Source organism: Kitasatospora sp. NPDC001660 (assembly GCF_053596725.1).
Window position 1 is genome coordinate 369,655 of sequence record NZ_JBSFGU010000001.1, and the last position, 12,762, is coordinate 382,416.

At 74.0% G+C, this 12,762-nt stretch carries 7 protein-coding genes; 1 reads left to right on the plus strand and 6 read right to left on the minus strand.

Going from position 1 to position 12,762, the window contains the following annotated elements; all coding sequences use genetic code 11:
- Position 1: 1 nt before the first annotated feature.
- The 5 genes from ACWCXH_RS01535 to ACWCXH_RS01555 form a co-directional block, all read right to left on the minus strand.
- A complete protein-coding gene (locus tag ACWCXH_RS01535; protein ID WP_449799273.1) occupies positions 2–487 on the minus strand; it encodes an acyl-CoA thioesterase in 486 nt (161 codons plus the stop codon).
- Positions 487–6,276 (minus strand): type I polyketide synthase, encoded by a 5,790-nt coding sequence (locus ACWCXH_RS01540; RefSeq protein ID WP_449799274.1) that lies wholly within the window; start codon positions 6,274–6,276, stop codon positions 487–489. Before ACWCXH_RS01540 ends, ACWCXH_RS01535 begins: the two co-directional genes overlap by 1 nt.
- A 460-nt stretch (positions 6,277–6,736) precedes the next feature.
- Positions 6,737–7,699: a carboxymuconolactone decarboxylase family protein gene (locus ACWCXH_RS01545; protein ID WP_449799275.1), complete on the minus strand. Its 963-nt coding sequence runs from the start codon at positions 7,697–7,699 to the stop codon at positions 6,737–6,739.
- A gap of 2 nt (positions 7,700–7,701) precedes the next feature.
- The gene (locus ACWCXH_RS01550) at positions 7,702–9,360 is read right to left on the minus strand and encodes an FAD-dependent oxidoreductase (RefSeq protein WP_449799276.1); all 1,659 of its coding nucleotides are present in this window, start codon (positions 9,358–9,360) and stop codon (positions 7,702–7,704) included.
- Positions 9,357–9,887 carry a DUF5987 family protein gene (locus tag ACWCXH_RS01555; RefSeq protein ID WP_449799277.1) on the minus strand — a complete coding sequence of 177 codons (531 nt, stop codon included), beginning with the start codon at positions 9,885–9,887 and terminating at the stop codon, positions 9,357–9,359. Before ACWCXH_RS01555 ends, ACWCXH_RS01550 begins: the two co-directional genes overlap by 4 nt.
- 597 nt (positions 9,888–10,484) lie before the next feature.
- Between ACWCXH_RS01555 and ACWCXH_RS01560 the strand changes: the two genes are divergently transcribed.
- Positions 10,485–11,252 (plus strand): helix-turn-helix transcriptional regulator, encoded by a 768-nt coding sequence (locus ACWCXH_RS01560; protein ID WP_449799278.1) that lies wholly within the window; start codon positions 10,485–10,487, stop codon positions 11,250–11,252.
- 153 nt (positions 11,253–11,405) lie between these two features.
- On the opposite strand, the gene ACWCXH_RS01565 is transcribed toward ACWCXH_RS01560, so the two are convergent.
- Positions 11,406–12,692 (minus strand): cytochrome P450, encoded by a 1,287-nt coding sequence (locus tag ACWCXH_RS01565; RefSeq protein WP_449799362.1) that lies wholly within the window; start codon positions 12,690–12,692, stop codon positions 11,406–11,408.
- Positions 12,693–12,762 lie beyond the last annotated feature (70 nt).

The following is a 12,762-nucleotide window of genomic DNA, read 5'->3' on the forward strand; positions in this document are numbered from 1 at the left end:
ATCACCGCGCCCGCCCGGGGCTGGTCGAGCCGGTCGCCCCCACGGGCCCGACCAGCCGGGGCGGGTCGGCGTACGGGGCGAGGGCCAGCCGCAGTTCCGGCGGCACCAGGGCGGGCACGGTGTGCGTGTTGGGGCCGCGCATGCAGGCGATCCGCTGCCGGCCGCGGGCGACGAGGAGTTCGTCGGCGCCGGCGAGGCGCACGTACTCGAAGCCGAACTGGAGTTGGGTCTGGGTGACCTCCTCCAGCCGCATGCGGACGGAGAGTTCGTCGAACGCGGTGATCTCGGCGAAGAACTCGCAGTCCACCTTGAGCGTGAACAGCTTGAGGTCGCCCTGCAGTTCGGCGAGCACCCCGGGGGCCTTCTCCTTGAGAAACATCTCCCGGCAACGTCCCTGCCAGCGCAGGTAGTTGACGTAGTAGACGTTGCCGACGAGGTTGGTCTCCTCGAAGCCGACGACATGCCGGATCTCGTAGTAGCCGGGCATCACTCCCCCTTGCTTTCGAAGACGACACTGCCGTTGAGGACGGCGAAGACGACGGGTTCGTCGCGGTCGGTCACGGTGGTCACCCACGTGGCGATCGACGCGTCGCCGGCCGACAGCACCACCCAGCCGGAGCCCTCGACCCGGTCGAGCGTCAGGGCCTGGCCCGTCGCGGCGGACTTGCGCAGGCACTCCAGCGCGCACCACACCCGGGTGGCGGCGAGGTCCGGAGAGCACCCGGCCTCGGTCACCAGCAGGTCGCGCAGCGGGAGTTGGGCCTCGCCGAGCAGTCCGGCCCAGTCCTGCGCGGCGCGCGGCCGGACCGTCTCGACGTCGCACGCCAGCCGTCCGCCGTCGGCGCCGACCACCGCGAGCGTCAGCCCGCCGCTGTGCGCGGCGGATACCGCGCGGCCGTCCAACTCCGGCCTGCCGTCCGGGCGGTGGCGCAGTCCGGCGGGTGCGCCGAGCGCCCGGGAGACGGCGACGGCGGTGCGGGTGCGCCGGTCCGGCTCCTCCCCCGCGGCCTCGACGACGACCGCGCGAGCGCCGCCGAGCACGGTCTCCAGCTTCCGTTCCAGGTAGGAGCCGAGCATCGCCGGCACCCACGGCCCGGCACCGTCGCGCTTGCGGACGGCGACCAGGGTCAGGCCCTCCCAGCGCTCGACCACCCGGCCGTCCGGGGTGCGGACGTCGAGGTCGTAGACGTAGGTGTCACCGTCCTGGCTGCGTTCGCGGGCGTCGAGGACGACGAACTCGGTGTCCTGGTCGGCGGGTTCGGCGAGCCAGAGCCGTTCGATGCCGCGCGGCAGCAGGGTGGCGTCGGGGACGCAGCACTGGATGGCGTGCATCATCGTGTCACGGGTGCCGGGGTCGGCGAGGACGTGGTCCTGCGGGAGGTAGGCCGCGAACCAGGGGGCGGGCGTGCTGGTGGAAACCTCGGCGACGGCGTGCCGGGCGCTCGCGCGGCGGTAGTCCAGGAGCCGCTGGAAGCGCTTGCCCTGGAAGAGGACGCTCCCGTAGAGCTCGGTCACCGGGTCGACCGGGACGGCGGGCAGGTCGAACGCCGCGGACCGGGGGCCGTCCGGGACGGCGGGCCGCGGGTAGCGCAGGCGAGCCCGGAAGTGATCGGCCGCGAAGCCGGTGTCCGCGGCGCGCAGGACGACGTCGACGGTGCCGGCGCCTTGGACGAGGGCGGCGACGCGCAGGGTGGTGGAGCCGCCGGGGCGGACGGCGATGGGCCGCAGGAACTCGACGTCCTCCAGCACCGGCGGCCCGGCGTGTCCGCTGACGGCCCCTGCCACCTGGGCCATCGCCTCCATGCCGAGGACGGCGGGGAAGAGCAGGTCGCCGTCGAGCTGGTGGTCGTTCAGGTACGGGTCGCCGCCCTCGGTGAGCTCTGCCTCGGTGATGAGCTCGACGCCCGGGTAGTGGGTGACGACGCGTTCGACGAAGCGGCCGAGCGGCAGCCCGGGCCGGTCGAGGGCGAGGGTGGGCAGGCCGGCGGCGCGTCCGGTGACGACGACGGCCGGCCCGGCCGCCGGGTCGGCGAGCAGTTCGCGCAGGACGCGGATGCCCTCGTCGGTGGAGATCGGCGTGATGCCCTCGCGCATCAACGACTCGACGACGCCCAGCCGTTCGCCCATCCCTGCGCCGGACCACACGGACCACTCGACGGCCAGCGCGCGGGCCTGCGCGTACTGTTCGCCGAACCGCAGGGTGAGCTCGGTCATCCAGTCGTTGGCGGTCGCGTAGTGCGCCTCTCCGCGCAGGCCGGCGCGGCCGATGATGGAGCCGAAGGTGATCAGAAGCTTGAGTCGCTGCGGCGCGACGGCGGCGAGGACGGCGGCCAGGCCGCCGGTCTTCGGGGCGAGCGTGCGGCGGAAGTCGTCGGCGGTCAGGGCGGTGAGGGCGGCCGGCTCGTTGCGGCCGGCGCCGTGGAGGACGGCGGTGACCGGGCCGAGGGCGCGCTCCAGCCGGTCGACGGCCGCGGCGACCTGCGCGGCGTCGGTGACGTCGGCGCGCTCGTAGCGCAGGCGCAGTCCGGCGGCGGTCATCCGGGCGAGGTTGGCGGCGAGTTCGGGGTCGGTGGCCGGGTCGGCGCGTCCGATCAGCGCGAGGGCGGCCCCGGAGTCCCGGGCCACCGCCAGGGCGCACTCGGCGGTGATGCCCTTGCCGCCGCCGGTGACGAGCAGGACATCGCCGTCGTCGAGCGGGGACGTCAACGGCCCGGCCGGCGGCGTCAGCGGCCGCAGCACCGGCACCGTCCGGGTGCCGTCGGGCCGGTAGCGGACCTCGGTGAACCCGGAGGTGGCCGCGGCCTCCGCGACGACCAGGGCGACGGCCTCGGGCGCGAGCGGGTCGGGCAGTTCGACGACGGTGGTGGGGACGGACGGGTGCTCCAGGTGGAGCGTCTTGGCGAGGCCCGTCGCGCCGAGGCGGTGCTGGACGACGACCAGCCGGGTGCCGGCCGGGGCGGTGGCGGCCGCGCGCCCGGCGGCGAGGAACAGCTCGGTGTCGTCGGGGCCGCTCTCGGTGGGCAGGCACAGCAGCACGCCGTCGCCGATGCCCGCCTCGGCGAGGGCGGCGCGCAGCGGCTCGGCCAGCGGGTGACCGGGCGTGCCGAAGGCCGTCCAGCGGCCGTTCGCCCCCGTGGCGGCGGTCGCGGGCAGCGTCGCTTCGACGTACTGGACGGCGAACGGGCGGACCCACGGCGCGACGCCCGGGACCTCGGCCGTCGGCGCGGCGCCGTCCTCGGCGGTGCGCGCCAGCCCGTCGATGAGGTCGGCGAGTTCGCCGAGGCGCACGGTCGCGTAGCCGGTGGTGGCCTCCAGGGCGGGCAGGCCCAGCGCGCGGGTGACGTCGTTGACGATCTGGCCGACGGTGATCGAGCTGAGGTGCAGGTCGTCCATGGGGTGGGTCGCGGAGGTGACGGTCTCCAGCGGCAGCTCGACGCGCTCGGCGGCGAGGCGGCGCAGGAGCTCCAGGGTGGACTCGCCGGGGGCCTCGCCGACGGGGGCGGGCTCGGCGGTCCTCGCGGGGGCCAGGAGCGCCGCGTCGATGGCCGGGGCGGACTCGCACGGGCTGGCGAGGAACGTCATCGCGCCGTGCGCCGGCAGCGGGCGGATCAGCCGGCCGGCGAACAGCGCGTCGGGCCGGACGGGCGCCCCGAGCACGAACGCGGCGGCGACGACGCGCAGCAGCGGGCCGAGGGACGGGCCGTCCGTGTCGACGGCGAGGACCGGCCGGTCCGGCGCGATCTCGGCGAGCAGGCCGGACAGCACCCGGCCCGGCCCGACCTCGACGACCAGGTCGGCGTGCGCCACCGCCACCGCAGCGGCCTCGTGGAAGCGCACGGGTAGGGACACCTGGTCGCGCAGCAGCGTCCGCAGGTCGGCGTCCGGGTCGAGCAGGGCGCCGGTGACGGTCGAGGCGACCGGGCGGACGGGCCGCGCGAAGTCGACCTCCCGCAGCCGCTCGGCCATCGCCCGGGCGGCGGGGGCGACCAGCGGGGAGTGGAAGGCGTGCGAGACGTTGAGCCTGGTCGCGGTGACGCCCTCGGCCGCGGCCCTTCGGCAGGCCTCGTCGACGGCGGCGGCCGGGCCGGAGACGACCGTCTGCCGGGGGCCGTTGTAGCCGGCGGCGACGACGTCCAGGCCGGCGGAGAAGCGCGCCACGTCCTCGGGCGTCGCGGCCAGCCCGGCCATCGCGCCGCCGCCCCGGCTCGCCTCGGCCATGACCTGGCCGCGCACGGTGGCCAGGCGCAGCACCCGCTCCTCGGTGAGCGCGCCGGCCCAGTGCAGCGCGGTGAGTTCGCCGAGGCTGTGGCCGACGGCGGTGGCGGCGCGGAGGCCGAGCCCGTCGAGGACGCGCAGCGCGGCGAGCGAGCCCGCGACGATGCGGGGCTGGGCGACGCGGGTGTCGACGTGGTCGGCGCCCTGCGGCGGGCCGGCCAGGCGGTAGACCTCCTCGGCGTCGGTGAAGCGGCGGCGGAGCGCGCCGACGGCGCCGCGGCCGGAGCCCTGGCCGGGGAAGAGGTAGGTGATCCGCGGCGGGGTGCCGGTGGAGGCACCGAGGAAGACGCCTTCGCCGGGCAGGAACCTTTCTTCGGCGCCGGAGTCGAGCAGGGCCACCAGCCGCTCCAGCGCGCGGACGGCGTCGTCCGGCGAGGTCACGACGAGCGCCGCGCGGACCTGAGCGCCGGTCAGGCGCCCGGCCGATCCGGCGGCCAGGTCGGCGAGTTCGGCCTGCGCCAGCTTGGCGACGAGGCCGAGCAGGCGCTCCGCCTCGGAGCGCAGGCCATCGCGGTCGCGGGCCTCCAGGAGGAGCAGTTCGGCGTCCTGGCGGCCGGCCACCAGCCGCCCGGTGTCGGTGTCGACGGCGGTACGGCGCCGGGCGCCGGGGGCTGCGGTGACGGCGACGTGGGTGTTGATGCCGCCGAAGCCCATCGCCGAGACGCCCGCCCGGACCGGCTGGTCCTCGGGCCACAGCTCGGCCGCGCCGGGCACGTACAGCGCGGCGTCGTCGCCGAGCAGGCCAGGGTGCGGGTCGTGGTGGCCGGTGCCCGGCGGGATCACCTGGTGGTGCACCGCGAGCGCGGCCTTGATCAGGCCCGCGACGCCTGCGGCGGCCTTCGTGTGCCCGAAGTTGCCCTTGACGGTGCCGAGCGCGGCCGGACGGGCCCCGGGGTCGGCGGCCCGGCGGGCGGAGGACAGCGCCTCGATCTCGGTGGCGTCGCCGAGGGCCGTGCCGGTGCCGTGCCCCTCGAAGTACGAGACGGTCTCGACGCCGTACCCGGCCTGCCGGTAGGCGCGGGCGATCGCGAGCCGGTGGCCGCCCGCCTCGGGGCGGGTGATGCCGCCCTTGCCGTCCGAGGAGACGCCCCAGCCGGCGATGGTCGCGTAGATCCGCCGGCCGGCCGCGAGCGCGTCGTCCTCGCGCATGAGCACGAGCATGCCCGAGCCCTCGCCCGGCCAGAAGCCGTTGGAGTCGCGGTCGTAGACCTTCATCTCGCCGGTGGCCAGAGCGCCGGTCTTGGCGAAGCCGATCACCTCGAACGGGTCGATGGACAGGTCGACGCCCCCCGCGAGCGCCACGTCGAGATCGCCGTCGACGAGCGACCGCGCGGCGGTGACGACGGACAGCAGCGAGGAGGAGCAGGCGCCGTCCACGGTGTATCCGCCGCCGCGCAGGTCGAAGTGGTTGCAGATCCGGCCCGCGATGGTATTGGCCAGCCCGCCCGCGAGGGAATCCTCGTCGATCGGCGGGAAGGGCGCTTTGTAGGCGGGTTCCAATTCCTCCAGGAACTCGGCGGCGGCCGCCTCCGACCATCCTTTTCCGGCGAGTGCCGCCGCGACCGTCCGGCGCACGTAGGGCCAGCGCAGTCGCATGATGTTGGCCCGTGAGAATTCCCCGGTGAGGCTGTTTCCGACCACCACCCCGGTGGACTGCACGGGGAGTCCCTCCCCTCCCGGGAATCCCGCGTCGGCCAGCGCCCGGGCGGCCGTGTCGAGGGCCAGCCAGTGCGTCAGGTCCGTCGACCGGTACGTGCTGCCGGCCACGCCGTAGGCCACCCGATCGAACGTGAAGTCGCGGAGCACCGCGGCCTTGCTCGCGTAGAACCGGTCCGGCGCGCTCCGGTCGGCCGACCAGTAGTCGGCGTGGTTCATCCGCTCGTCGGGCAACCGACGAAATGCCCGGCGCCCGCCCAGGACGTTCTCCCAGAGTTCGTTGGGGGAATTCGCGTCCGGGTACCTGAGCCCGATTCCCACGATGGCGACCCGCTGGCTGCTCACGTATTCACCGCCCCTTGGATCCGAATTGACGACCCGCCACCCCGCACCGGGAACGGCACGCCGTATCCGAATCAAGGCTGCCCCGCCGGGGCCTGCGTGTCTACTTCGAGCGTGCTTTGCGGCTGCTCCGGGGCGGGTTTATTGCATAACAGCGTCATCCATGCTTTCCATAACGCCGTCATCAAATTCCGGGGCCGACGGGGTGTTTCGGCCAACTTCGCTCCGGCCGGCGGAGTCGTCCGTTCGGGTGAGCTCGCACTCCCGGTGACGCGCGCCGGGTCCCGTCCGTGATGACCTCGGTCCGGCACACCACCGACACCGACGGACAGCCGGCGTGTGACGGTGACCGGACCCCGGAGCTCGCGCATCCCGGCCAGCCGCAGCCGGCCCGGCCGGCGGGGTGACGCCGGGCATGGCGAAGCCCCCGCCGGGAAGGCGGGGGCTTCCGTCGGAAGGGTGGTCAGGAGGTCAGGTCGGTGGCCAGGTGGCGGGCGGTGGTGAGGGAGGTCCACGCGGTCAGTTCGATCAACCGGGTGTCGCTCGGCACGGATTGGCGGGCGGCCACCATGACGGCGTCGTCCACCTGGTAGGCGGCCTTCGCCGTCAGGAGGGCCAGCCGCCCGGCCGCCCGGTGCTCCGGGGGCAGGGACGAGACCGCCGGTTCGAGCCAGGCCCGGCCCAGGCCGGGCGGGGTCCCGTCCCACGCGGCGAGTTCGGCGGTGACGAGCGAGCGGACGGGGGCCGGGACCGAGCGCTCCCCGCCCGCGTCGATCACCGCGGCCGCCCTCGCGAAGGCGCCCGCGATGCTCGGGACGCCGGCCGCCCAGACCAGGTCCTCGGGCAGCCGGGCCGCGGGGAGCAGATCGAGCGAACCCCCGGGCGACGGTGCGGCGGCCGCGCTCTGGCGAGCCATCCGGCCGAGCAGTGCCAGCGCCGCGCGGCGGGCCGCCGACGGGGCCTTGGGCGGCAGCGGGCTGTCGCCCAGGAACAGGCTCACCATCCGGTTCAGGTAGTGGAAGGTGGCAGCCACCCCCACCAACTCCGGTGCCAGCGCCGGGGGGAACGGCGCCAGGGCGCCCGATCCCACAGGACCGCCGAGCGCCTCGACGGCCGTCGTGTGCACCTCCACGCAGTACGGGCACGCGTTGGCCCGGGAGACGGCGGCGGCCACCTCCTCCTTCTCCGCCCGGTCCGCCCGGCCCGCCGCGAGGAGCGTCTCGCGTAGCATCATCCACGCCGCCGCCAGCACCTGCGGGGAAGGCGCGTGCAGGGCGACGGGCGGTGCGAGCATCCCGAACTCCCGCTCCACCTCGGCGTAGACGCGCGCCACCGGGGCCCCCGCCCGCGCGGGGCGGACGGGGGCGACGTGGCGGACCTGTGCCAGGGAGCCCCTCAGCGCGGTGCGCAGCAGTGGTCCTGCCACGACTACTCGCCCAGCAGGCCGGGGAGCTGGGCCTTCACCCCGTGCCGTCCGGCGGTCCCACCGCCGGGGCCGGGGGCGCCGTAGCCGACGTCGACGCCGCGTTCGCGGGCCGCCCGCACGATGCCGGGGATCGCGCGCTCGGCGAGCGCCGAGATGGTGAGCGCCGGGTTCACCGTCAGGGCGGCCGGGACGGCGGAGCCGTCGGTGACGAAGATGCCGGGGTGGCCGCGGAGTTCGTGCCCGTCGTCGAGGGCGGAGGTCTCCGGGTCGTCGCCGATGCGGCAGGACGCGAGCGGGTGCACGGTGTACGCGCCGACGACGTCGTTGGTCCAGGGCATCACCCGGGCCAGGCCGTCGCGTTCGAGGATGTCCTTGACGGCGGCGTCCGACTCGGCCCAGCCGCGCAGGGTGCCGGCGGTGGGCTCGTAGCTGATCGGCCCGCGCCCGAGCATCTGCTGGGAGATGCGCACGGCGTTGCCGGTGGGCGGCGGCGGGCCGAACACGCCCTCGTTGTCGTCCTCGACCATGGTGAAGATGGTCAGCCAGGACTGCCACTGCCGGACGAGCTCCTTCTTCTCCCGGCCGAACCAGCTCGGGCCGGTCGCGTCCGGTACCTGGGCGAGGATGGTGCCGAAGCCGGGCGGGAAGTAGAGCTGTTCGAGCGAGTAGCGCGAGCCGACCGGCCGGGATCCGTCGAGGGTGTCCCAGCTGGCGACGACCGGGCCCTTGCCGATCTGGTTGGCGCCGTAGGCGGCGAGGCCCTCGCCGCGGCCGAGGCCGAGCAGGTCGCGGGCCTTGTCCTCGTCCACGACGGCGGTGTTGAGGCGCTCGCCGTTGCCGGAGAAGTAGCGGCCGACGGCGTGCGGCATCCGGCCGAGGTCCGCCTCCGAGCGCTGGAGGATGACGGGGGTGGCTCCGGCGCCCGCCGCGAGGACGACGATCTTCGCGTCGATGGCGCCGCTCTCCCGGTGCACTCGGTAGTCGACGTCGTCGATGACGTTGTAGTGGACGCGGTAACCGCCGCCGTCCGTGCGGGTGAGCTTCTGGACCTCGTGCAGCGGCCGGATCTCGGCGCCGTGGGCGAGCGCGGCGGGCAGGTAGTTGAGCAGCAGGGAGCGCTTCGCGTCGAAGCGGCAACCGGCCATCATCCAGTTGCAGTTGGTGCACTTCGCGCGGTCGATGGCGGCCGGCACCGGGTTGGCGGTGCGGCCCGCGTGCGCGCAGGCGGCGGCGAACAGGCCGCCCGCGTAGGTGACGTCGTTCCAGTCCTGCCGGGTGATCGGCAGCGCCTCGGCCACGCGGTCGTACCAGGGGTCGAGGACCTCCCGGCTGACGGCCTTCGGCCAGATCCGCGCGCCGGCGGCGGTGACGCGGTCGAAGACGAAGCGGGGTGCGCGCGGCATCGCGGCGAAGTAGACGACGCTGCCGCCGCCGACGCAGTTGCCGCCGAGCAGGCTCATCCCGTCGCCGACGACGAAGTCGAAGATCCGGGTGTAGGAGGAGCCGAGCAGGAAGTCGTGCTCGAAGTCGCCGGCCGTCAGCCAGGGGCCGCGCTCCAGGACGGTGACCTTCGCGCCGCCCGCGGCCAGGTGGTAGGCGGCGATCGCGCCGCCGAAGCCGCTGCCGACGACCAGGACGTCGGTCTTCTCCGTGGCGGTCATGCCGGGCTCCCTGTCGCCGTCGTGTCCGGGTGGATCGCGGCCAGCGGGCGGCCGTAGGAGAAGTCGGGGAACCGCCAGAGGGCGTCCTCGCCGGGGTCGAAGAAGCCCATTGCGAGGAGGCCCGGGTGGCCGGCCGCGATGGCGTCGGTGGTGTGCAGGTGGGCCGCGGTGTCGAAGGCCATGTTGCTGAAGAGGGTCAGCAGCACCCACAGCTCCCTTTCGGGGTGCCGAGGTGACGTCAACTCCTGTACCAGGGCCGTGCGGTCGTCGAAGGTGAGGGCGACGAACGGCGGGACGTCGCCGTCCAGCGCGAGCCCCCGCCCAGCCGCGTACTCGCGGGCGTTGCGGTCGAGCGCCTCGGCGTAGTCGTCCAGGGCGGTGGAGATCCCGGTCGCGGGCGTCTCCAGGAGTTCGATCGCCCCGGCCGCCACGGCACCGCCGCCGGCCGAGGCGCCGGCCACCGCCCGGTCGTCGGGGAACCTCTTCTCGCCGGGGACGATGGTGTCCGCGAATGCCTCCAGGGTCATCGTTCGAGCCCGGTACTCATCCGATATGTCGGAGCGCACTGGCGTCTCCTCGGGTTCGTGGGTGGGAAAGCCGGGGGGCCGACACCGGTGCGCCCTGTTCGGAAACCGGAGCACGGGCACCGCCACCCCCCGTTTCGCAGGCGCGACGGCAGTATCGTGCATGCGAACCACGCACCGGCGCATCTTCGGTGTTGCTGCCCCGACGTACCGTCAGTTGCACGGACTTGCCGCGTACTTGCCACGTCCGCTTCTTCCGTGTTGCTGCCTCGATGGCAATACGTCGGAGTAGGTATTCCGCCGCTGGCCGAGGGCATGCCATGAATATGACGGGCTCTTGTTGCGCCTGACATGCACTGCTACGGTCTTCATTCATCACGGACGCGCAACTTCCGATCATGGCGGTCCTGGGTGACCGAGACCGCTCGCCAACCCGCGGTGAAGAACCGCTGAACGTTCCCGGGCGGAGGGGGGTGGGTTGAACATGGGCACTGACGCTGCCGAGGGGGGGACCAGACGACCGCGGTTAATGCTGGTCAGGTCGGCGCCAGGGCATTACAACTGTCGAACCGAAAGCGGCTCCTAGAATCTGGGGTAGCAATGAAGCCGGCTATCGAACAGGCCGTGACTCGCGCCATCGAGACCATGCAGGAAAACATTGGTGAGATTCTCACCATTGACGACATGGCGCGCGCCGCGATGTACAGCAAATTCCACTTCTCGCGAGAATTCCAGCGCGTCACGGGGGTGTCGCCCCGGCGGTTCCTCTCCGCGATCCGGATACAGGAGGCCAAACGTCTCCTGCTGGAAACGACGTTCACCGTCACCGAGATCAGCCACCACGTCGGGTACAACAGCGTCGGGACGTTCAGCTCCCGCTTCGCGGCCAGTGTCGGTATCTCCCCCACCATGTTCCGCCAACTCGGCGGCTACACCCCCGGGATCGGCATCGAGGGCCACGCGGCCGACGAGACCTCCTCCGTACGGGGTGAAGTGCGCAGCGCCGTCGCCGGGTTACTCGGACAAGTGTTCCTCGGCCTCTTCCCCACCCGCATTCCCCAGGGCCGTCCGGCCGGCTGCGTCGTGCTCCCCGGCCCCGGGCGGTATCTGATCGACGGGGTTCCCCCCGGCACGTGGTACCTGCTCGCGCACTCCGTGCCCGCCGCCTTCGACGAGGTCCTGCTCGGCGAGCAGGAGGTGTTCGTCGGCTCGGTCGGGCCGATCGAGGTGCGCGCCGACGTCCCGCTGATCCCGGCCGACGTGGTGATGCGGCCGAAGCACACGGTCGACCCTCCGGTGCTGCTGGCGCTGATGGACGTCCGGACGGCTGCCGTGCGCGCCGGCCTGGCGCGAGCGGGCACCGCCTGACCCGGGTTCGCGCGCCGTCGCCGGGCAGCGGACGGCGGGTCGGACCGGCAGCGGACGGAACAGCCGCACACGACAGAGGGGCCCACCGAGCACGATGGGCCCCTCGTCCGTCTCTCTGCCGACTCCCCGGGGCCCGGCTATCCGGGGGGCAGCTCAGCCCCGCGCACGGTGCACTGTCATCGGCAGGCCGCCGCGCACGCGCAGCGACAGCATCGGCTCGGGCACCACGCGGTGGCCGGGCAGTTTCGCGAGCCGCAGCTCGCGCGCGATCACGGCGATCGTGAACGTCGCCTCCAGCAGCCCGAGGTGGCTGCCCACGCAGAACCGCGGGCCCGCGCCGAACGGCAGGTAGGCGTAGCGCGGGCGCTCCGGGCCGGCGCCCTCCGGGCGGACCCGGTCGGGGTCGAAGCGGTCCGGGTCGAACTGCTCGGGGGCGTCCCAGAACGCCGGGTGGCGGTGCAGGGTGTACGGGCAGATCAGGACGTCCGAGCCGGCGGGCACGTGGTACCCGCCGATCTCGTCGTCGGCCTGGGCCTGCCGGGGCAGGATCCAGACCGGCGGGTAGAGGCGCATGACCTCCTCCACCACGCGGGAGGTGTACCGCAGCCGGTGCAGGTCCTCGTACTCCGGCGGGCGGTCGCCGAGCACCTCGACGGCCTCCGCGTGGAGGCGGTCGAACACCTCGGGGTGACGGTCCACCAGGTAGAAGGTCCAGCCGAGGGTGCTCGCGGTGGTCTCGTGCCCGGCGAGGAGCAGGGTGACGATCTCGTCGCGCAGCCGCTGCCGGCCGACCGCGGGGTCCGGCTCGTCGTGGGCGGACGCGATGATCAGCGACAGCGCGTCGTCGCCCGTGGCGCCCCCGTCGCGGGCGTTCCGCTCGGCGACCAACGCGTCCACGACGCGCTGGAGTTCGACGCGCGCCCGGCGGAATCGCCGCTGCGTGGGCAGCGGGATCCAGCCGGGCACGGCGCCGAGCGTCACCATGTCGAACATGGCCTGGTCCTGCACGGCCTCGAACTCGTGGCCGATCGACTCGAAGGCGCCGAGGTCGGTGTCGAGCAGGGTGCGGCCGAGCACGCCGAGGGTGAGCCCGGTGAGCTCCTGGAGGAGGTCGACCGGCCGGCCGTCCTCGAACGCCCGCAGGCGGGCGACGAGTTCGGCGGCCTCCTCGGCGACCGCGGCGGCCTGCCGGCTGATCCGCTTGTGCTGGAAGACCGGCTGGATCGTGCGGCGCTGCTTGCGCCACAGCTCGCCCTCACTGGTGAGCAGGCCGTCACCGAGGGCCCGGCGGGCCTGGACCAGCCCGATGCCCTTGTGGTAGTTGGCGGCGTTGTCGGCCAGGACGTGCTTGGCGTGGTCGGGGTGGTTGAAGAAGTAGAGGGTCTTCGGCCCGATGGAGATCCGGACCGCGTCCCCGTACTCGGTGGCGGCCGCCCGCATCAGGGCGAGGCGGTCGCCGGCGAGGCGGCGCAGCAGGGTCGGGGCCGCCCGGCGCGGAGGGCCGGGCGGC

Bases quoted from the DNA above. Each gene is read 5' to 3' on its own strand.
- ACWCXH_RS01560 (WP_449799278.1), top strand. From the start codon at position 10,485: ATGAAGCCGGCTATCGAACAGGCCGTGACTCGCGCCATCGAGACCATG.
- ACWCXH_RS01565 (WP_449799362.1), bottom strand. From the start codon at position 12,692: ATGCGGGCGGCCGCCACCGAGTACGGGGACGCGGTCCGGATCTCCATC.
- ACWCXH_RS01555 (WP_449799277.1), bottom strand. From the start codon at position 9,887: ATGACCCTGGAGGCATTCGCGGACACCATCGTCCCCGGCGAGAAGAGG.
- ACWCXH_RS01535 (WP_449799273.1), bottom strand. From the start codon at position 487: ATGCCCGGCTACTACGAGATCCGGCATGTCGTCGGCTTCGAGGAGACC.
- ACWCXH_RS01550 (WP_449799276.1), bottom strand. From the start codon at position 9,360: ATGACCGCCACGGAGAAGACCGACGTCCTGGTCGTCGGCAGCGGCTTC.